Here is a 19,947-nt window from a genome sequence, read left to right on the forward strand (position 1 = left end):
TGTGCGCGTTCCGTGCATCGAATGCTAGCAGTTATGCGCGTTGCGCGCAGCATGTTCACAGTGAAGCCCCCGCGCACTGCACGATCGCCTGACCCGTGATGCTCCCGCCGAGCGGTCCGACGAGGAAGCCGATCAGCCCCGCCACCTCCTCCGGCGCGATGAAACGGCCGAGCGGCGGAAGCTTCGGGGGCGTCGACGTGCGTGCCGGATCGTTCAGCATCGGGGTGTCCGTCGGCCCCGGCGCGACCACGTTGACCGTGATCGCCCGGTGCACCAACTCGGCGGCCCAGGACCGCGACATCCCCACGAGGGCCGACTTGGTGGCGGCGTACTGACTCTTGCCCGCCGCCCCGGACATCGTGCGGCTCCCGACCAGGACCACCCGGCCACCGTCGCGCATCGACGGCACGAGCCCGTTGACGAGGACCTCGGCGGCCGCGACGTGGATACGCCACATGTCCAGGCCGTCCTCCACCCGGAGTTTCCCCAGGGGCGCCGAGGACTGCAGTCCGGCCGCATGGATGACGGCGTCCACCGGACCGACCGCCGTCGCCTCCGCGGACAACGCGTCGAGATCACCGAGATCGACGGCAACCCGGGCGAACCGATCGTGATCGATGCCGGGATCCCGCCTGCTGAATCCGGTGACCGACCACCCGTCGTCCAGAAGCCGGCGGGCGGTGGCGGCGCCGATGCCGGAGCTGACCCCGGTCACGACCGCCCGCTTCGCATCCCCCGTCACGACCGGCCCCCGTCGGCAATCCAGCCCGCCTCGAGTTCGACGTACTCGATCGCCTGACGGAACCGGGTGAACGCCACGTGCAGGTGACCGTCGTTCCCGGCGGTGATGCTGGGGTACGAGTACTCACGGTTCAGGCCGTCGCGGGAGTTGTTGGACAGGCAGTAGCCGTCGCCGACCTCGATGTCGCGGCGATGCGGCCACGTCCGGCCACCGTCCTCGGACATCGCCAGCGTCATCGGCGCGCGGGGGGCACCCCAGAACGCGCTGCGGCTGTCGCCGTCGTCGAGTGGTTCCGGTTCCGCGTCCGCCGCCGCGGGCGGTGCGTCGGCGAGTCCGTCGTCGTCGATCTCGTCGTACAGGGACGTCCGCCGCGCGGTGGCGTTCACGGCGCTGGACTCGTTGAACACCAGGGCGAGCCGGTCGTCGGACAGCACGACGAACTGGATGGACGAATTATTGTTGGGCAGTTCGGTGGCCTCCGGCTCGGTCCAGGTGTCGCCGTCGTCCGTCGAGACGCTGCGGTAGATCGAGTCCGCCCAGCGGCTGCGGTAGAGGGCGACGAGGGTGCCGTTGGAGAGGCGTCCGATGTTCATGTGCACACAGCCGACGCTGCCCGGCACGACCACCTCCCGCCAGGACTCGCCGTCGTCGGAGATCATCACGCTGCTGTAGTCGCGATCGCCCACCCATTTGCGGCCCTCGATGCGGACGCAGTGGAACACGGGCAGCAGGAGCCGCCCGGTGGGGAGTGCGATGACCGGTTGCCGCACGAACACGCCGCCGGCGTCGGTCTCCGGCAGCAGGATGTGCGCCTCGCCCCACGTCCGGCCGCCGTCGGCGGAGATGCGCCGCATGACCCGCGCCGTGTCCTGGTTGCCGGCGTGCTGGGACGTCCACAGCAACCACACGGCGCCCGTCTTCGTCACGTGCAGAACGGGATTCTGCTCCGACCGCGTCGGATCATCGGACAGCTGCACCGGCCCGGACCACACGCCCACGCCCGGGGCGAGCCGGGAGAACCAGACGCTGATGTCCGGCACGCCCTCCTGGGTGCCTGCGAACCACACGCACCCGAGGGACCCGTCGGGCAGGACCGTGAGATTGGCCGCGTGATTCTGCACCTGTGGCGCGGGGAGCAGAGCGTCGCGTCGACCCGCCTCGGCGACGTCGCGTAGGACGCCGTCGGTGGGCCGGGTATCGGTTGCGGGACTCGGTGTGGTCATCTGCGTCTCCAGTGCGTGGATGGTGGCGGGCGGGTTGTCGACGGCGGCGGTCGCGTCACGTCTAGGCATGCAGCGCCGCGACACTCAGGTCGTAGGAATTCGTGGGCCGCAACGCGACACCGTCGATCCGCGAGCGGCGCGCGAGGACCGCTTTCGGGACGAACGACCACAGACACGGGCACGTGTCCCAGATCCGGCGTTGCGCATCCGCGAGAAGTTCGCCGCGCCGGGTGGCGTCGGCCTCCTCGGAGGCCTGGGTGATGGTCTGGGTGATCTCGGGAAAGATGTACCCGTGGTAGGTGTCCCGGGTCGCTTCCTTCTCCGCGGTGCCGGCGTACATGCCCTGCATGATGGTCAGGGCCAGACCGGTCGGGCTCGGGAAGCCGTTGCCGAGGACGTCCCAGTCGCCGGCCTTGCCCTGACGCCACTGCGAGATGTCGCCGCCGGGTTCGAACTGCTGCAGGGTGGTTCGCACACCGACCGCGGACAGCATCTGCAGCACCGATTCCATGATGTCGGTGTCGGCGGCGAACTCGCCTGTCTCCCAGATGATCTTCAGCTCCAGGTCGCGGACCCCGAGGGCGTCGAGTTCGCCGCGGGCACGCGCCGGGTCGTAGCTGTATTCGCCGGTCTCGACAGCGCCGTCGAGGGTGAGGGGAATGACCCCGCGCGACTGGGTGGCGGAGCCCTGGAGAACCTGGTCGACGAGGGCTCGCCCGTCGATCGCGTAGGTCAGGGCCCTGCGCACCCGCGCGTCGGCCAGCGGATGCCCCTGCGGCTTCCGGAAATTGAAGAAGAGTTGATTCAGTCGCACGCCGTCGATCCGGTCGATCGAGACACCCGACAGTCCGGCGAGCTGGTCCGCCGCGTCCGGGGTGATGGAGTCGATGACGTCGACCTCGCCACTCCGCAACGTCACGACGCGGTTCGACTCGTCCGGGACGAAGCGGACACGCACCGATTCGATCTGCGCCGGCGTTCCCCAGTAGTTCTCGTTGCGCACCAGTGTGTAGTTGCCGGTGCCGCGGTCGCTTTCGGTCACGACATACGGTCCGGTTCCCACACCGGACTGCAGTTCCTCGGGAAGGTTCGCGGCCGCCGGGGTGACGAGAATGTTCGACATGAGGTAGTCGAGCACGGGGACGGGACGTTCGGTATTGAGGGTGAAGCTGGTGTCGTCGATCTGGTCGACCGTGGGCCACTCGGGAAAGAATCCGCCGACGAAGGATCCGTCGACCTGGCTGTACATCTGCAGGGCCGTCGCGACGTCCTGCACCCGCACCGGCGTTCCGTCCGAATAGCGGATGCCGGGCCGCAGGTGCACGTACCACTGGGTGGGTGCGACGAGTTCGAACCGGTCGGCCAGAACGAGCCGGGGCCGCAGGTCGCGGTCGATTTCGGTGAGGGCCTGCCGCACCCCCCGCTGCACCGTCAGTGCCGCATCGAACTGGTTCAGCTTGTTGTCGAGGCTCACGAGCGATCGGTTCAGGGCCAGGCTCACGGTCCTCGGTCCGGGTGTTCCGGTCGGCGTCGCGCAGCCCGCTGCGGAACCGAGCGTGAGGCCGGCGCCGAGCAGGAGACCCGACCTGAGCAGCGTTCTCCTCGAAAAACGCTGTTCGAAAAGAGAATTGGTCATCGTCGACCTCTCGGGACTATGGGTGTGGGGCGCAGCGATCAGGCACGGCGCGAGGCGGTTGCCCACCAGGCGATGTGATCGCCGGCACATCCAAACTCTACTCAGAGTTGCTTGAGATGCGCAAGATGGCGAGCGGGACTTGCGCACAACGCGCATTAGTGCGATTGTGAGCTGAGTTACAAACGAAGCTGCTGTACCCGACACGCCGCGGTGTCGACTCCTCCATCGCCGGCGTTATCGAAAGGTCGACGATGACCCCTCACGCAGACCCCGAACGGCCGGTGACCTCATGACGCAGCACGCCGCCGACACGGCGCTTGCAGCCCAGCCCCCGGACTCGGCATCATCGGCTCCCCGCCGGACCCGGACCTCCCGCGCCCCGAGGGTGCTGACGGCGGCCATGCCCCGCTACGTCGTCAAACGCCTCGGACAGAGCGCGCTGGCCGTCTTCCTGACGCTGACCACCGTGTTCGTCCTCATCCGGATGGCGCCCGGCGATCCCGCCTACTCGATGGCCGGGCCACTGGCCAGCACCGAGGACCTGGCTCGCATCAGGGCGGACATGGGCCTCGACCAGTCCGTGTTCACCCAGTACCTGCTGTATCTCCGCGGCCTTCTCCACCTCGATCTCGGCACCTCGTACTCGTTCCAGGCACCCGCCTTCGACGTCGTCCTCGCCCGGCTGCCATACACGATCACCCTGTCCGTCGCGGCGATCGTGCTCACCACGCTGGTGGCCATCCCGCTGGGCGTGTGGATGGCGCGCCGCGCCGACACGAGGCGCGAACTCGGCGCCAACGTCGTCACGATCGCCGGCCAGTCCATGCCCGACTTCTGGACCGGGCTGATGCTCATCACCGTGTTCGCTGTCCTGATCCCGATTTTTCCCGCGGCCGGATTCACGACCTGGTCCAGCCTGGTGTTGCCCACCGTGACCGTGGCCGTCCTGCAGATTGCCCTGATCTCCCGCATGGTCCGCCGCGAGATGGTCGGCGCGTTCTCCTCGCCGTACATGACAGTGGCCCGCTCGCGGGGTGTCCCGGAGCGGGAGCTCATCTGGCGGTACGCGCTGCGGAACTCCGCGATCCCCGTGCTGACCGCTCTCGGCACCCGGTTCGCATCCATGCTCAACGGTGTCGTCGTGGTCGAGGTCGTCTTCGCGTGGCCCGGCGTCGGATCGCTGGTCGTACGGGCACTCGAGACGAGGGACTACCCCCTCATCCAGGCCACCGTCCTGGTGACCGCAGTACTCGCCGTTCTCGTCCAGCTTCTCGTCGACCTCTGCTATCCGCTCCTCGACCCGCGCGTCCGACTCGGAAAGGGAACGAGTAAATGACCACCATCGTCGATCCCCCGGCGCATGCGCGCCCGTCCACGGTCACCCGCCGCGACATCGCCCGGGCCGGTGCCACCCGAGTCGCTCGCGACAGCCGGGTGAAGATCTGGATCGGCAGCATCTGCGCCCTGGCCGTCATTCTGCCGGTCGCCTGCGCACAATTACTGCCCCTGCCGTCTCCGGACGCCACCGACCTCGCCCAGCGCCGGCTGCCACCGCTGACACCCGGGCACCTGTTCGGCACCGACCAACTCGGCCGCGACCTCCTCTCCCGCGTCCTCTACGGCGGGCAGGTATCGCTCACCGTCGGAATTCTCGCGGTGGTCGTGTCCGGACTGATCGGCCTGTGCCTCGGCGCACTCGCCGGCTACCTCGGCGGCTGGGCCGATACCGTTGTCAGCCGTCTCCTCGAAGCCCAGCTGTCGCTGCCGCTCCTCATGATGCTGCTGCTCGTCGTCGCCCTGTTCGGCCCGTCGATCCCGGTCATCACGTTCGTCATCGCCATTGCCCAGTGGCCGGAGATCGCCCGGCTGACCCGTTCACTCGTCCTCGTCGAACGCGAGAAACCGTATATCGCGGCGTCCCGCGTGCTCGGACTCGGACGCACCGCCATCCTGCTCCGCCACATCGTCCCCAACATCATCAAGCAGGCGTCCCTCGTCGTGCTGCTGCTGCTCGCGCAGGCCGTGCTCCTCGAGAGCGCGCTGAGCTACCTCGGTGCCGGACCGCAACGTCCATTCGCCACCTGGGGCCGGATCATCTCCGACGGGCAGGACTACATCACCACCTCGTGGTGGCTGGTGACCCTCCCCGGCCTCGTCATCGTGCTGCTCGTCGTCGGTGTCAACCTGCTCGGCGACGGGCTCCGGGATCGGCCGAAGTCGCTGCGACTGCAACCGGGCGTACTACAGCGACTCCGGGCGTGGAAGGGAATTGCGTGACATGACGAATCTGCTGCGAGTCGACGAACTGCAGATCGAACTCATCACCGCCCGGGGCGTCATCCGCGCAGTGGACGGCGTGTCGTTCAGCATCGACGCCGGCGAAACGGTGACGATCATCGGCGAATCCGGGTCGGGAAAATCGACCACGGCGATGGGCCTCCTCGGTCTGCTGCCCGACGACCTCGCCGTCCTCTCCGGCGCGGTGCGGTTCAAGGACTGCGACATCCTCGGACAGAAGAAAGCGCTCGCGAAGGTCCGGGGACGGCACATCGCCCTGATCCCGCAGGACCCGATGACGGCGCTGAGCCCGGTGCACACCATCGGATCCCAGCTGCGGGAGGCGGTGCGCCACAGCGGAATCACCGGAAAGTCGAAGGAAACCGCGCGGGCCGTCGAACTGCTCGAACAGGTGCGGATCCAGAACCCGGCCGGCCAACTCGGGAAATACCCGCACCAGTTGTCCGGCGGAATGCTGCAACGCGTGCTGATCGCCTGCTCGCTCGCGTCGGGTCCCGAACTGATCGTCGCCGACGAACCCACCAGCGCCCTCGACGTGACCGTGCAGGCCAGCATCCTCGACCTGCTGCTCGAACTCCAGGAGCGCACCGGCGTCGGAATGCTCGTCATCACCCACGATCTCGGCGTCGCCCGCTTGATGTCGGACCGCATCTACGTCATGAAGGACGGCCGGTTCGTCGAGAACGGCGGAGCCGAGGACCTCGTTCTCCACCCTCGCAGCGCCTACACCAAGAAACTGCTCGACGCCGTGCCGCGGCTCGGCGACTTCACCACGACCGTAGGAGCGTCGACATGAATGCCCCTCTGCTGTCCGTCGAGGACCTCGTCGTCGAATACCCGGTCCCCGACGGTGTGTTCCGCGCCGTCGACACCGTCAGCTTCTCGGTGGACAAGGGCGCGACCCTCGCCGTCGTCGGTGAGTCGGGGTGCGGGAAATCGACTATCGCGAAATCGATCGTCCGGCTGCTCACCCCCACCTTCGGCCGGATCCTCGTCGACGGTGCCGACATCGCGCAGCTGTCGGAGAAGGCGCTGCGGCCCTTCCGGTCTCGCGTGCAGATGGTGTTCCAGGACCCGTACGGCTCACTGGACCCGCACCTGACGGCCGTCGACATCGTCGGCGAACCGCTCCGCCTGCAGGGCGTCCGGAGCAAGTCCGAGCGGGCGCGCAGGGCCGCGGAGCTGATCGATCGCGTCGGCCTGCCCGCCACGGCGCTTCATCGCCGCCCCGCCGAGTTCTCCGGCGGTCAGCGGCAACGCATCGGCATCGCCCGGGCCCTGGCGAGCGGGCCGGAACTCCTCGTGTGCGACGAGGCCACCAGCGCACTGGACGTGTCGGTGCAGGCTCAGGTGCTCGATCTGCTCCGCGAGATCCAGCACGACACCGGCCTGACCTACGTCTTCATCTCCCACAACCTCGGCGTCGTCCGCGAGATCAGCGACACCGTGATCGTCATGTCCCGCGGACAGGTGGTCGAAAGCGGTTCCACCACCGACGTTCTCGAACGTCCCGCCGAGCCGTACACCCGGGCCCTGCGCGCCGCCGCGCTCGACCCCACCACCATGGTCGGGATCAAACCCCGCCACCTCGTCTCGCGTTCACCCGGCGCTGCCGACGTTTCCCGCACCACATCCCGAGGAGTAGCTTGATGCCCGAACTCGACCTGACCTCACTCGTGCTCGGCACGATGACCTTCGGCGACACCGTCGACTTCGACGGCGCCGCAGCGATGGTCGACGCTGCGCTCGATGCCGGAATCACGCACATCGACACCGCCAACGGTTACGCCGGCGGAGAGTCCGAGAAGATCCTCGCCCGGCTGCTGGCCACCCGGCGCGACCGCGTCACCCTCGCCACCAAGGCCGGGATGCCCCACCCCGACGCGGGCGACCACTCACCGCTGTCCCCCGCCGGTCTCCGGTCGAGCGTCGAAGCGAGCCTGAAACGACTGGACACCGATCACGTCGACCTGTTCTATCTCCACCAGCCCGACCGCGCCACACCCCTGGCCGACACCCTGTCCACCGTCGCGGAACTCGTGTCGGAGGGAAAGATCCGCGCCCTCGGTGTCTCCAACTTCGCAGCCTGGCAGATCGCCGAACTGAACCACACCGCCGACGCCGTCGGCGCACCCCGCCCGATCGTCGCCCAGCAGCTCTACAACCTGCTGGCCCGGCGCATCGAGGAGGAGTACGTCGAATTCGCCGCGGTCACCGGACTGATCACGATGGTCTACAACCCGCTCGGCGGCGGTCTCCTCACCGGACGGCACTCGTTCGACACGAAGCCGGCGGACGGCCGCTTCGGTGATTCGCGGCTGGCGCAGATGTACAAGGACCGGTACTGGAACACCGCGATCTTCGATGCGATCACCCAGCTGTCGGTGATCGCCGACAAGGCCGGCATCCCGCTCACCGAACTCGCTCTGCGCTGGCTGGTGTCCAAGCCGGCGGCGGGGCCGATCCTCCTCGGGGGATCCAAGGTCGCGCACCTGCAGTCGAACATCGCCGCTGTCGCGAAGGGCACACTCGACGACGAACTGATCGACGCGTGCGACGAAGTGGGCAGCGCCCTGCGCGGACCCATGCCCAACTACAACCGCTAGGAGAAATCGCCCACATGAGCGCCCAGGAATTCGCCGCCCGACTCCGCGGCCGGGAACGGATCGTCGGCTATTGGTCCGTGATCGACAGCCCGGTGTCGACGGAGTGGCTCGCCCACGTCGGCTGGGACTACATCGCCCTCGACCTCCAGCACGGCCTGATCGGATACTCCGGCATGGTCGCGGGACTCACCGCCATCGATGCCTCCGCTTCCACCGTCGGCATGATCCGGGTCGAGTCGAACGACCCGACGCCGATCGGCCGGGCCCTCGACGCCGGCGCGGCGGGAGTGATCGTTCCGCTGGTGAACACGGCAGAGGAAGCTGCCCGCGCCGTTGCTGCCGCAACCTACCCGCCCGCCGGCGTGCGCTCGTACGGGCCGATGCGCTCGCAACTGCGGATCGGCCCGACCCCGTCGGATGCCAACCGCGACACTGTCGTCGTCGTGATGATCGAGACGCCGCAGGGCCTGGCGAATGTGGAAGAGATCTGCGCCGTCCCCGGACTCGACGGCGTCTACGTGGGGCCGTCCGACCTGCGCCTCGCCGTGGGTGGTGCGCACCCGAACGATCCGAGCGTCGACGACGAGTTCGAGGCGGCCCTGGTCCGCGTCCGCGAAGCCGCCGCGGCGGCAGGCATCGCGGCGGGCATCCACACCCCCGACGGTTCGGTAGCAGCCCGCCGACTCGCGGAGGGATACACGTTCGCGACCGTCGCGTCCGATCTCACCCATCTCAAGGCGGCCTCCGCCGCGCATCTGAAGGCGGCGACCGGGGACTGACAGGCGCTCCGCGCCCGTGCGCCTTTCTGGTTGTTCGCGCTACCAAAAAGGCGCACGGGCGGCGAAGCCGCCTGAAGAGATGCAGGATCGAATCATGACCGACATCATCGAGTTGATTTTCGACGACCACGAGTGGTTCCGGCGGCAGTTCGCCGCACTGGACGAATTGAAGTCTCGGCGCCGGGTGGAGATCACGGCCGTGGAGGCGGTGTGGACGCCGTTGGCGAAACGCCTGGATCTGCACGCTGCAGCGGAAGAGGAAATCTTCTATCCCCAACTCCTTCGTGTCGGCGAGGACGCGGAGGCGGAAGCCGAGACCCTCGACGCGATCGGGGACCACAACGACATCCGCGACGGCGTCCGGGCGGCGGCGGGGAACCCCGTCCTCTCCGAGGAGTGGTGGGCGGCAGTCGGACGGACGCGCCGGGCCAACGACGAACACATGGCCGAGGAGGAACGGGAGGGCCTGGCCGATTTCCGGACCGCACCGGATGATCTTCGCGAGTCGCTCGGGCGGCGGTTCGCCGAATACTTCCTCGTTCACCGCACCGTGTCGGAGGTGGACACCTCGGACAAGGACCCGAAGGAGTACGTCCGCGAGATCGAAGAGGACCTCGACGAGGACGACAACCCCGGATCGCTTCGAATCGGCAGCTTGAAGGGCCGGTAGCAACGCACTCCCCACATCACAGACCGCGCGGTCTGTGTTCTATAGTTCGGGCGGTCCGCGGCATCGGGCCGACCGGTTCTGTGGGGAGATGGGGTTGTGGCGCGAATTTCCCGTCCGGTACCCGATGCCCTTCCTCCGATGTCGTTCGAGCGGACCGTGCCCCGCAGGTACGTGCACCGCCAATCCGTGGCCGAGGTCTTCCTCACCGACTGCGTCTCGCTGCCTGCGCCGGATCGGTTCGTCGTCGCCGCGCAGTGGCCCCGCCTGCACGGCTTCTACCGCGCCCGAGACGGGCACTACGACACCATGCTGCTGGCGGAAACGCTCCGGCAGACCGCCATCTACCTGGGACACACCCGCTTCTCCGTCCCCCTGCCGAACCGGTTCGTCATGCAGCACCTCGAGGTGCATGCGGTACCCGGCGCGCTCGCGGTGGGTGCGGCGGCCGCGGATGTGGTCGTCGAGGTCACCGTGTCCCAGCACGTGTACCGCGGCGGGGCGCTGTCCGCGTTCCGCGTCGACCTGCGGTTCCGGATCGACGGACAGGATGCCGGCTCCGCGACGGGTCACGCGGTAGTTTTCCCTCCGGCCGCGTACTCACGCGCCCGGTGGGGTGAGCGCGGCCCGCGGGCGATCGGAGCGCCGCGGTGTCCCGCTCCCGTCCCGGCGGGGGTGGTCGGTCACGTCGACGACGCGCACGTGGTCCTCGGTCCGCGACGCTCCGAGAGCGAGTGGGAGTTGCGGATCGACGACGCGCACCCCGTGCTGTTCGACCATCCGTGCGATCACATTCCCGGGATGCTGCTGCTCGAGGCGATGCGGCAGGCGGCCTGCGCCCGACTCGGCCTGCCGGACGCGCATCTCGCGTCCCTGGGCGCCACGTTCCACCGTTTCGCCGAACTCGACGAACGGACCACGATCCGGCTGGACGTAATGGACGACGGCGCGTTGTCCATCAGCGGGTCGATACGGCAGGGCGGTGTGGCGGTCGTGCGCGGAACCGCGGCGCTCGCACCTACCGCGGTGAGCGCATGCGCGTCCGGCTAGTCGGCGTCGTCCGGTACCCAGCGGGCCCGCCGGATCCGGGCGATGTCCTGGTGCCGGGTCGCGGGCATGATCCCGGGGAGCAGGAACCCCCACATGTCGTCGACGCGCTGTTCGAGGTCCGTGCGCTGCGTCAACACCTGGGAGACGGTCTGGACGCCGGTGAAGGCGCCGATGATGAACCGCGCCAGCCTCGGCGGGTCGATGTCCGCGCGGAGATCCCCCTGCTCGACTGCCCGAGTGGCGAGCATCTCGCAACTGTTGATCCAGTCGAGATAGGGATCCGCGGGGCCCTGGTCGTCGGCACTGAGTTCGAGGGTGATCCGGATACCGGCTCGCACAATCGGGTCGTTCACGATCTGCCGAGCCATCTCGTGACAGAGCATCACGATCTGCTCGATCGCCGACACCTGCTCGCGGCCGATCGCCTCGACCGACGCGATGGAGATCCGGTGTTGCTCACCGATGATGAAACGCGCCAGATCCTCTTTCGAACGGAAATGGAAGTACAAGGCCCCCTTCGTGATTCCGGCGTTCTCGACGATGTTGCCGAGTCTGGCTCCTTCGAAACCCGACTTCTCGAACATCTCCGCCGCCCCGCGGACGATCTGCTGTCGAGTCGCCGCAGCACGCGCCTGCTGAACCACGTTCACACCTTTCCCTGCCGCACGAGAGAAGAACGATGACGATGAAAGCACGGAACACGCGCCCATTGCCCGGAGAGACGGTACCAGCGTCGACCGCGAGCGAGCGCGGTCGAACACCCTCCGCGCCGGTGCGTGTCGCGGTCGTGGGAGCGACGGGCTTCATCGGATCCGCCACCGTGCGGGCCCTCGTATCGGCCGGGATTGCGTGCACCGCGGTCGCGCGCACACCGTCGGATCAGGACATTCCGGGCGTGCCGTCCGCGCAGGCGGATCTGACCGATCCGGTGAGCCTCCGCAGGGCGCTCACCGGCGTCGACGTCGTGATCCACGCCGCCTCCTACACCGGCAGCGACCCGGCGCACTGCATCGCGGTGAACGTCGACGGCACCGAGAATCTCCTTGCCGCCGCCGCGCGGAACGGTATCCGCCGGGTGCTCTACGTCAGCACCATCGGCGTGTACGGCCCCGGACCGCACAGCGGTATCGGTGAGTTCGACGCCACGCCCGCACCCGTTTCGGCGCTGAGCGCGAGCAGGCTGACCGCCGAACACCGCGTCCTCGCATCGGGCGGCTGCGTCGTCCGGCCGGGATTCGTCCACGGGCCCGGCGACCGCTGGTTCGTCCCCGGATTCATCCGGATCCTCGAGACGCTGGGCGCCTGGGTGGACGAGGGGCGGTCCCGGATCTCGGTCGTCGCGGTGACCGACCTCGCCCGGATTCTCGCGACCCTCGCCGCGCAGGCCCCGGCACATTCCGGCGACGTGTTCCACGCCTGCCATCCCGACCCTGTCACCGTCCGCGAACTCGGCCGGGCACTCGCGGACTCCGGACGCCTCCGACTGCTGGGCAGCTCTCTCACCTTCGACGACGCCGTCACCGCCGGAACCCGGCACGGCCTCACCGAACGGCACCTCGATCTGATCGGCCGCGACCACTGGTACGACCCCACCCGCCTGCTGACCGCCACCGGCACGGCCTTCGGCCACCGCCCTTTGGCCGGTCTCCCGGCGTGACGAGGTCCGGCAGGAAGTCGGTGGGCGGAACGTCGTTTGCGGTCCGCGGTCGGGGTGTATACCCGGATAGAGATCGATTTCCCCCACCTGACGGAGTGTCGAGATGGCCCTTCTCGCCGAAATCGTCGTGGACACCGAAGGCGACAGCCGGATAGTGGTCCTGTATCCCGTGATGTGGCTGTTCATCGCGGTTCTGGTGACGTTCGTGGTCACCCGGATCATCACCCGCCGTATTCGCTCGCAAACGGGAGCGGAGCCCACGGACGACGCCGCGGACTCGGGGGGCGGTCTGATCGGTGACATCACCGTCGGCGGGGTGCACCTGCACCACCAGGTTTTCGGGATCCTGTTCATGACGCTGGCGGGGCTGGCACTGATCGCGACCACCCCGGAGGGCACGGCACTCAACGTCTTCGCCGCGCTGTTCGGGGTCGGTCTCGCACTGACCTTCGACGAGTTCGCTCTGTGGGTACACCTCGACGACGTGTACTGGAGCACGTCCGGACGAAAGTCGGTGGACGCGATCTTCTGCGCGCTCATGATCACCGGTCTGATGATCGGGGGCGCCGAACTCGTGAGCGGGCAGATCGGCACCGCCCAGTGGTGGACGTCGATCGGCTATCTGCTCATCTCACTCGGCATCTCGTTGATCTGCCTGCTCAAGGGCAAGTTCGTCACGGGGATCGTGGGGATCGTGTTCCAGCCCGTCGCGATCGTCGGCGCGATTCGCCTGGCCAAGCCCGATTCCTGGTGGGCAGTGCGCCGCTACGGGACCCGACCGCGCCGGCTGGCGCGCTCCCAGGCGCGGTTCGGGGAGCGTTACCACGCCCGCTGGAATCGGGCGCGCGACTTCGTCGCCGGACCGCCGGACCCCCGCCACGCCGGAACGCAGAGCTAGTCTTCGTCCGCCGTCCGCGAGCGTCCCATCATCTCCAGTCCCGCCATCGCCTTTTCGGCGCCTGCCTCGTCCACCTTCTCCATCGCGAATCCCATGTGGATGACGATCCAGTCGCCCGGTTCCAGGCTGACGTCCTCGGGCAGCATGCCGACGTTCACCTTGCGCTGTTCGCCGACGACGTCGACGAGCGCGAGTTGGTTGCCGTAGCCCTCCAGCATGCGCACCACCCGGCCGGGAATTCCGAGACACACGATTCAGCCCTCCGTCTTCTCCGGTTGCAGCGTCGCTGCGTGGGGCGCCAGCAGTTGGTCCACGATTTCGAAGACCGTGTCGACGGCCGGTGCGACGGCGGCGGCGACGCGCGGTGACAGCCCGATTCCCTCGTCGGTGTTGTCCACCTGGCAGCCGAGGACCACGGCGCGCGGCAGGGTTCCGCCAAGCGCGCGGAGACTGGCGAACACCGCCCCCGGATCCATGCTGTGCGCGTCGAGCGGCGCCGCGGGCACCGAATCGGGTCCCACCTCGAACGCCCTCAATGCCCCCGGCTCACCTCGATCGGGAACGGCGTCGACCAGCAGGAGTGCACCCCACCCGTCGAGCAGTTCGTACGCCAGATGTGTTCCACGGATGCCGAAATCGACGGCCCGGACTCCCGGCGGCAGCGACCTCGTCGCGACACCACGCAGCACCTCGGGACCGAATCCGTCGTCGCCGAAGAAGATGTTGCCCACACCGGCAACCAGCACCCGCCTGTCCGTCACGTGGCCTCACATCTTGCGCATACGCAGGTACCGCTTGATGTCGGGAAGCGAGAAGACGGCGACCGCCACACCGGCGACCGCCAGCAACGCCAGCGCGGCGGTGGTGGCCTCTCCGAGAATCTTCATGACTGTTCTTCCTTTCCGGTGTCTGCCGATACGGGCTCCACCTCGTCCGGGGCGAAGTACAGATACCTGCCGTACCACTCGTGCAACTCGGAAGCGGGATCGTCCATCAGCACGACGCCGACGTGGGTGCCACCGTCGACGTCGGCGTGCACGGTCACCACCCGAGCGAGCTGTCCCGCGAAGAACAGGTCCTGGGCGTCGGCGCGGCGCGACGGATGGATCCGCACGACGGTGCCCTTCGCCACCCGGACGCCGTTGACGATCACACCGTCGATGTCGGGGCGCACGGCGGTGTCGGCGTCCGGATCCCACCACGGCACGTCGTCGGTCAGTTCCGGGACGAGACCCATGTCGGGGAGGCCGCGCTCGGCGTTACCTTGCTCCGGGATGTCGCGGCTCGGGAAATGCGGGTTTCGCAGGACGCCGTGCATCTGGGCGAGCGTCGCCGGCGACATCTGCTCGCAGCGGTCGATGATCTGGGCGGCGAGCGGGTCGGTGGCGCGCGCCTGACGCTTCTCCTCCTCGGTGAGCGTCATGACCCGCAGGGTGAGGATCTCGTCGATCTCGGTGGCGTCGAACAGGGCGCCGTCGCTCTGCTCGGCCACCTCCGGGTGGTCGTACAGGATGATCGGCGACACCAGGACGAGGTCCGTCTCCCCCGGCAGCCCGGCCAGCACGGGGTAGCAGCGTTCCTGATGGCAGGTCGACGCGAGCGGCGCGGCGTCGTCGGGCGGCTCGAGCAGCGAGACGAACTCGGCGTCCTCCGCAGCCAACATCAGGTGCGCCCCGATCAGCGAGTGCCTGATGGCCGAATCCTTCGACCACGTGCCGATCGCGTCGATCTTCACGTTCTCGATCGACACCCGCAGTAGGTCCAGTCCGTCGTGCCGGTCGCTGCCGACGCGGACGACGGCGCGCAGCGGCCACCTGGTCCGCACCACGCGCCCGGCGAGGGTGCCGTCGTCCTCGCGCAACTCCTCGACGTCCACTCCCCCCTCGACGTCCACGTCGAGCCGGCAGTCCTCGAGCTCCTCGGCCGGGAACACCGCGCCCAGATCGATCTCGCGTTCCACCGCCTCGTCCCACGACAGCCAGCTGCGGCCGGCGACGGTGAGTTCCCCGACCGGCTCGAACCCGGACCCCGCGGCCTTCTCCACCTCACGCACCTGCAGTTGCAGGAACCGGACGGTCACCGACACGCCGGACCGCTGACCCCGACGGGGGCGCATCAGCGTCTGACAGGACAGGCGCGGTTCCTCGCCGACTCCCGATTCCGCCGCACCCGGCGGTCCGAGGACGCCGAACTGCCACCGGGATTGGTTCTTCGACGAACTCGCACGATACGGATACAGCAGGTAGCCCTCGTAGAGGACCGCGTCGGCCACGGCCCGTACTCGCTGCAGGGACGCCGGGGAGATCATGCGATCACCTCCCCGGCTCCCTGCAGCAGGTTTGCGATGGCGACGTCCAGTCCGAGCAGTCCGTGCGCCGCCTTGTATTTCGCCAGTGCCGCCAGCGTGTCGTGATCGAGGCGCACCCAGCCCGTATTCGGGTAGTGCGCCTGGACGAGTTCGCGCCACACCGCCACCGGCAGGTCGTACGTCGATTCGCGGTCCCACGGGATCCGTTCCACGCCGAACCCGGCGACCCCGCGCGTGAAGACCGTTCCGCTGAACAGGAACACCAGCGGCACCGTCGACCCGGCCTCATCCAGGGCGTGCAGGTACTTCGAGACTGTCACCTCGAAGTCGTACGTGCACGGCAGCGGCAACTCCACCACGCTCGACCCGGTGAACCCCTGGGCCACGGTGCTGGTCTGCATCCACTGGAACGGCTTCAGCGTGGCCGTCCACCGCTCGCGGGGCCCGAACAGATCGAGGAGGCCCTCCGCCTCGCCGTCCGTGTACCGGCGGCGTTGCGGGTCGATGCGGACCTGGCAGCGGACGGCCATCGCATGCACGACAGCATCGCTGGACTCCGTCACCTCCACCCGCGCAGTCAGATTCGGCGCAACCGCGAACGGTTCCGGAAACACGTCCGCCACACGGAACGTCAACTCGGTCACGTCGGCTCCTTCGCGACGCGACTGCGCGCCCGCACGTCGTCGAAGAACGTGTCGATGACCCGCCGTGCGTCCTGGCCGCCGTCGAATCCCCGCCACACCTGCCGCAACTGCCCCACCAACTGGTAGCAGGCGTCGATGGGTACGAGGTAGCACTCGGGGTCGCCCTCGCCGTGTTCGGGGACCCGCAGCAACAGGGCTTCCGTGTCGGCGGACAGCCGGCCGAGCGCGGGGTTCACCGCGAGCACACCGTCCCAGGCGTCGAGGGGCAGTTCCGATTCGGTCGCGCCCGCCGGACCGGGATAGAACGCGACGGTCTTGGCCAGCAGCGAATTCCGGAACACGAACGCGAGCCCGACGGGGATCTCCAGTTCGTCCCAGCGACCGGGGGCGAGTTCGAAGTTCGGAAACGACAGGTAGCGTTCCGGCACGGCCCGGAAGCGCAGTTCGGCGTTTTCGTCGGTGAACAGCAGGTAGCACCCGCGGCACACGCACATCAGTTGCCGGTCCTGCACGTTCACGACGTGCTGGTGGGCGTCGGCGATCGGCACGGCGCACATGTCGCACCGTTCCCCGACCACCGGTTTGGGCCGCTCGGACGCGATGCGCTGCAGAATGCGCAGCCCGTTCCCCGACGGGCTCATCACGCCACCTCCGCGGCGGGCACGGCCACGGAGACGACGCCGTCGCGCACGAGGACCGGGAGCGGCGAGAGCGTTTCGGCGTCCGCGTCGCCGTCCAGGCGCAGGCCCGCGCGACGCGGGTCGAAATGCGCCCGGCACGACGGGCAGCGCAGCACCGCGTCCCCCACCTGACCGCCCGCCTTCCGTTGCAGCGTGGCCCCGGCCAGCGAGTGGGTGCAGGCGGCGCACCGGTCGCGGTAGGCGAACAACTGCTCCCCGATCCGGCACACCAGGATCGGCAGCCCGGCGACGGAGAACCCGGCCACCTCCCCGGGTGTCAGTTCCTCGAGTTCGGGCACCGACACCCACGTCCCGGTGCCGCTCGACCCGTCCAATCCGTTCGGATGAACATGGGAGAACAGCGATTCCGCGGCGATCAGCCCGGAACCGGCGGCCGGGGTGGCGCCCACCACCTCGATGTCCACGGTCTCCGGCGCGGCCGCCAGCACGGCGTCCTTGACGGCGAGTTCCAACGTCACCGCAGACGACGGGCAGCTCTGACAACTGCCGGTCAGCCGCAACCGCACCACACCGTCCACCACGCCGAGCAATTCCACGTCACCGCCGTGGGAGCCCAGGTAGGGGCGCACGCTGTCGAGTGCGGAGGCAACCCTCGTCTCGACATCGTGCGGATGGAGTCCGTTCACGAGGAGCAGGCTGGCCACGAGTTCGTCGGCGGCGAGACGTTCTACGAGGTCGTCGTCGCGGTCACCGATGATGTCGAGGACACGCTGCAACCCGGCGCCGTAGAGTTCGACCACCTCCCGGACCAATTGCTCGGCGCGCTCGCGGGCCACCGAGCCACCTGTCGAACTCGCGTCCAACAGGCTGTCGATCCGTTCGCCGGCTGTCCGCCACCGATCGGGGTCGTCTGCTACTTCGTCACTCCCCCACGTCTCCGATCCGCCACTCTCCATGCGTACCCCGTCACTCGCCGGTCACGGACTGGGTGGGCGAATGCAGCTTCTCCAGCGTCTTTCCCTCACCGAGATACATGTGCACACCGCACGGCAGGCAGGGGTCGAAACTGCGGACGGTCCGCATGATGTCGATGCCCTTGAAGTGCTCCCGGTCGTTCTCCTCGAAGATCGGCTGGCCCTGCACCGCGTCCTCGTACGGCCCCGGTGTACCGAAGCTGTCGCGGGGGTTGGCGTTCCACGGCGTCGGCGGATACGGGTGATAGTTCGCGATCTTGCCGTCGCGAATCACCATGTGGTGCGACAGGACTCCGCGCACCGCCTCCGTGAAGCCGCAGCCGATCCCCTCGTCGGGGACGTCGAACTTCTCCCAGGTCTTCGTGTGCCCGGCCCGGATCTCGGCGAGCGCCTGCTCCGCGAAGTGCAGCGCGCACGCCGCCGCGTAGGCCTGGAAGTAGGTCCGCGCCCGGTCCCGCTCGATCGTGTTGCTGCCGTACTGCGGGATCTTCCATTCGAACTCGACCGGGCCCTTCAGCGCGGTCTTCGGCAGGTTGATCTTCACGCTGTGACCGGTCGACTGCACGTACCCGATGTCGACGAGGCCCGCGAGGGCGGTACTCCAGAGCCGGGCCAGTGGCCCGCCGCCGGTGTCCAGCGCGAGGTGGTCGGTGCCGTCGAACCAGCGCGGCGACATCACCCAGCTGTACTTGTCCTCCATGTCGCGTTTCTGCGGGTGCGGGTTGGTGTGCTGGTTCCACGGATGCCTGCGGTCGACCTGGTTCCCGAGCGGATCGTTCCTCACGAACATCTCCTGGTCGGTCCAGTCGTCGTAATACGAACTGCCCAACAGGATTCGGATACCGAGGTTGATGTCGACGAGCGACGTCGTGACCAGCTTTCCGTCCACCACGACGCCAGGCGTCACGAACATCGCCCGACCCCACTTCTCCATGTCCTTGTAGGAGAAGTTGCACACCGCGGGATCCTGGAACGACCCCCAGCAGCCGAGGAGGGTCCGGCGCAGGCCGACCTTCTCGTAGCCGGGCATCGCCTCGTAGAAGAAGTCGAACAGGTCGTCGTGCATGGGGACGACCTTCTTCATGAACTCCACGTAGCGCATCAGACGCGTCGTGTAGTCGGTCATCAGCTGAATCGTCGCGACCGTTCCCACACCACCCGGGTACAGGGTGGACGGGTGCACGTGCCGACCCTCCATGAGACAGAACATCTCTCGGGTCCACCGGCTGACCTGCAACGCCTCCCGGTAGAACTCACCGGTGAACGGGTTCAGCGACCGCATGATGTCGGCGATGGTCTTGTAGCCGTGCTCCCCGGCGTGCGGCGCCTCGGTCTTCTCGGCCTGCGCCAGCACCCCCGGATTCGTCTCGGAGACCATCTTCTCGCAGAAGTCCACACCGACGAGGTTCTCCTGAAAGATGTTGTGATCGAACATGTATTCCGCGGCCTCGCCGAGGTTGACGATCCACTCGCCGATGTTCGGGGGCTTCACACCGTAGGCCATGTTCTGGGTGTAGCACGAACACGTCGCGTGGTTGTCACCGCAGATGCCGCAGATCCGGCTCGTGATGAAGTGGGCGTCTCGGGGGTCCTTACCCTTCATGAAAATCGAATAGCCGCGGAAGATCGACGAAGTGCTGTGGCACTCCACGACTTCCTTCTGCTTGAAGTCGATCTTCGTATAGATGCCCAGGCTACCCACGATGCGCGTGATCGGATCCCACGCCATCTCGACCAGGCCGTCGGATTCCGACTTGTGCGAAGGTTCCGGAATGATCGTTGTCATCGACGTACCTCTCAGTGTTCGAGGCCGGCGGACCACCG

General features: G+C 68.0%; 22 protein-coding genes. 10 read left to right on the forward strand and 12 right to left on the reverse strand.

Annotation, left to right across the window (positions count from 1 at the left end):
• Window positions 1-55: 55 nt before the first annotated feature.
• Genes BLV94_RS21885 through BLV94_RS21895 form a run of 3 tightly spaced genes read right to left on the reverse strand, consistent with a single transcriptional unit; the run spans window position 56 to window position 3,601 of the window.
• Window positions 56-742, reverse strand: coding sequence for an SDR family NAD(P)-dependent oxidoreductase (locus BLV94_RS21885; protein ID WP_072938933.1), 687 nt, complete (start codon window positions 740-742; stop codon window positions 56-58).
• Window positions 739-2,034 carry a sialidase family protein gene (locus BLV94_RS21890; RefSeq protein ID WP_244163641.1) on the reverse strand — a complete coding sequence of 432 codons (1,296 nt, stop codon included), beginning with the start codon at window positions 2,032-2,034 and terminating at the stop codon, window positions 739-741. Before BLV94_RS21890 ends, BLV94_RS21885 begins: the two co-directional genes overlap by 4 nt.
• The gene (locus BLV94_RS21895) at window positions 2,027-3,601 is read right to left on the reverse strand and encodes an ABC transporter substrate-binding protein (RefSeq protein WP_072938936.1); all 1,575 of its coding nucleotides are present in this window, start codon (window positions 3,599-3,601) and stop codon (window positions 2,027-2,029) included. The genes BLV94_RS21890 and BLV94_RS21895 overlap by 8 nt, the downstream gene beginning before the upstream one ends.
• A 400-nt stretch (window positions 3,602-4,001) precedes the next feature.
• On the opposite strand from BLV94_RS21895, the gene BLV94_RS21900 reads away from it, so the two are divergent.
• The 8 genes from BLV94_RS21900 to BLV94_RS21935 all read left to right on the forward strand — a co-directional run bounded on the left by BLV94_RS21900 (window position 4,002) and on the right by BLV94_RS21935 (window position 11,001).
• On the forward strand, window positions 4,002-4,937 hold the full coding sequence (locus tag BLV94_RS21900) for an ABC transporter permease (RefSeq protein ID WP_072938939.1): 936 nt from the start codon (window positions 4,002-4,004) through the stop codon (window positions 4,935-4,937).
• On the forward strand, window positions 4,934-5,878 hold the full coding sequence (locus tag BLV94_RS21905) for an ABC transporter permease (RefSeq protein WP_072938942.1): 945 nt from the start codon (window positions 4,934-4,936) through the stop codon (window positions 5,876-5,878). Before BLV94_RS21900 ends, BLV94_RS21905 begins: the two co-directional genes overlap by 4 nt.
• 1 nt (window position 5,879) lies before the next feature.
• Window positions 5,880-6,695, forward strand: coding sequence for an ABC transporter ATP-binding protein (locus BLV94_RS21910; protein WP_072938945.1), 816 nt, complete (start codon window positions 5,880-5,882; stop codon window positions 6,693-6,695).
• Window positions 6,692-7,549 carry an ATP-binding cassette domain-containing protein gene (locus BLV94_RS21915; RefSeq protein ID WP_072938948.1) on the forward strand — a complete coding sequence of 286 codons (858 nt, stop codon included), beginning with the start codon at window positions 6,692-6,694 and terminating at the stop codon, window positions 7,547-7,549. Before BLV94_RS21910 ends, BLV94_RS21915 begins: the two co-directional genes overlap by 4 nt.
• Entirely contained in the window at window positions 7,549-8,505 is a 957-nt protein-coding gene (locus BLV94_RS21920; protein ID WP_072938951.1) for an aldo/keto reductase, read from the forward strand. Before BLV94_RS21915 ends, BLV94_RS21920 begins: the two co-directional genes overlap by 1 nt.
• Window positions 8,506-8,519: 14 nt before the next feature.
• Window positions 8,520-9,284 (forward strand): HpcH/HpaI aldolase family protein, encoded by a 765-nt coding sequence (locus BLV94_RS21925; protein WP_072938954.1) that lies wholly within the window; start codon window positions 8,520-8,522, stop codon window positions 9,282-9,284.
• A 94-nt stretch (window positions 9,285-9,378) separates the two neighbouring features.
• Window positions 9,379-9,954 carry a hemerythrin domain-containing protein gene (locus tag BLV94_RS21930; RefSeq protein ID WP_072938956.1) on the forward strand — a complete coding sequence of 192 codons (576 nt, stop codon included), beginning with the start codon at window positions 9,379-9,381 and terminating at the stop codon, window positions 9,952-9,954.
• A 96-nt stretch (window positions 9,955-10,050) separates the two neighbouring features.
• Window positions 10,051-11,001 carry a ScbA/BarX family gamma-butyrolactone biosynthesis protein gene (locus tag BLV94_RS21935; RefSeq protein WP_072938959.1) on the forward strand — a complete coding sequence of 317 codons (951 nt, stop codon included), beginning with the start codon at window positions 10,051-10,053 and terminating at the stop codon, window positions 10,999-11,001.
• Here the strand turns inward: BLV94_RS21935 and BLV94_RS21940 are convergent.
• A complete protein-coding gene (locus BLV94_RS21940; RefSeq protein WP_072939534.1) occupies window positions 10,998-11,645 on the reverse strand; it encodes a ScbR family autoregulator-binding transcription factor in 648 nt (215 codons plus the stop codon). The two genes, BLV94_RS21935 and BLV94_RS21940, sit on opposite strands and share 4 nt — an antisense overlap.
• Window positions 11,646-11,680: 35 nt before the next feature.
• On the opposite strand from BLV94_RS21940, the gene BLV94_RS21945 reads away from it, so the two are divergent.
• The gene (locus BLV94_RS21945) at window positions 11,681-12,658 is read left to right on the forward strand and encodes an NAD-dependent epimerase/dehydratase family protein (protein WP_072938962.1); all 978 of its coding nucleotides are present in this window, start codon (window positions 11,681-11,683) and stop codon (window positions 12,656-12,658) included.
• Between the two features lie 103 nt (window positions 12,659-12,761).
• Window positions 12,762-13,556, forward strand: a complete 795-nt coding sequence (locus BLV94_RS21950; RefSeq protein WP_072938965.1) for a hypothetical protein — start codon at window positions 12,762-12,764, stop codon at window positions 13,554-13,556.
• Here BLV94_RS21950 and BLV94_RS21955 read toward each other — a convergent pair.
• From BLV94_RS21955 to BLV94_RS21985, 8 genes are read right to left on the reverse strand one after another with little or no spacing between them, the layout of a single operon-like run.
• Entirely contained in the window at window positions 13,553-13,807 is a 255-nt protein-coding gene (locus BLV94_RS21955; protein WP_072938967.1) for a HypC/HybG/HupF family hydrogenase formation chaperone, read from the reverse strand. The two genes, BLV94_RS21950 and BLV94_RS21955, sit on opposite strands and share 4 nt — an antisense overlap.
• Before the next feature lie 3 nt (window positions 13,808-13,810).
• The gene (locus BLV94_RS21960) at window positions 13,811-14,317 is read right to left on the reverse strand and encodes a hydrogenase maturation protease (protein ID WP_072938970.1); all 507 of its coding nucleotides are present in this window, start codon (window positions 14,315-14,317) and stop codon (window positions 13,811-13,813) included.
• Window positions 14,318-14,323: 6 nt separating this feature from the next.
• Window positions 14,324-14,443, reverse strand: a complete 120-nt coding sequence (locus BLV94_RS52135; RefSeq protein WP_371851542.1) for a DUF6893 family small protein — start codon at window positions 14,441-14,443, stop codon at window positions 14,324-14,326.
• Complete coding sequence (locus BLV94_RS21965; protein ID WP_072938973.1) at window positions 14,440-15,864, reverse strand: hypothetical protein; 1,425 nt, start codon at window positions 15,862-15,864, stop codon at window positions 14,440-14,442. The genes BLV94_RS52135 and BLV94_RS21965 overlap by 4 nt, the downstream gene beginning before the upstream one ends.
• The gene (locus tag BLV94_RS21970) at window positions 15,861-16,508 is read right to left on the reverse strand and encodes a DUF6084 family protein (protein ID WP_072938976.1); all 648 of its coding nucleotides are present in this window, start codon (window positions 16,506-16,508) and stop codon (window positions 15,861-15,863) included. Before BLV94_RS21970 ends, BLV94_RS21965 begins: the two co-directional genes overlap by 4 nt.
• A complete protein-coding gene (locus tag BLV94_RS21975) occupies window positions 16,505-17,149 on the reverse strand; it encodes a DUF5947 family protein (RefSeq protein WP_072938979.1) in 645 nt (214 codons plus the stop codon). Before BLV94_RS21975 ends, BLV94_RS21970 begins: the two co-directional genes overlap by 4 nt.
• Entirely contained in the window at window positions 17,149-18,105 is a 957-nt protein-coding gene (locus BLV94_RS21980) for a NifU family protein (RefSeq protein WP_072938981.1), read from the reverse strand. Before BLV94_RS21980 ends, BLV94_RS21975 begins: the two co-directional genes overlap by 1 nt.
• Window positions 18,106-18,115: 10 nt before the next feature.
• On the reverse strand, window positions 18,116-19,909 hold the full coding sequence (locus BLV94_RS21985; RefSeq protein WP_072938983.1) for a nickel-dependent hydrogenase large subunit: 1,794 nt from the start codon (window positions 19,907-19,909) through the stop codon (window positions 18,116-18,118).
• Between the last annotated feature and the right edge of the window lie 38 nt (window positions 19,910-19,947).

Source organism: Rhodococcus koreensis (assembly GCF_900105905.1).
Taxonomy (GTDB): Bacteria; Actinomycetota; Actinomycetes; order Mycobacteriales; family Mycobacteriaceae; genus Rhodococcus_F; species Rhodococcus_F koreensis.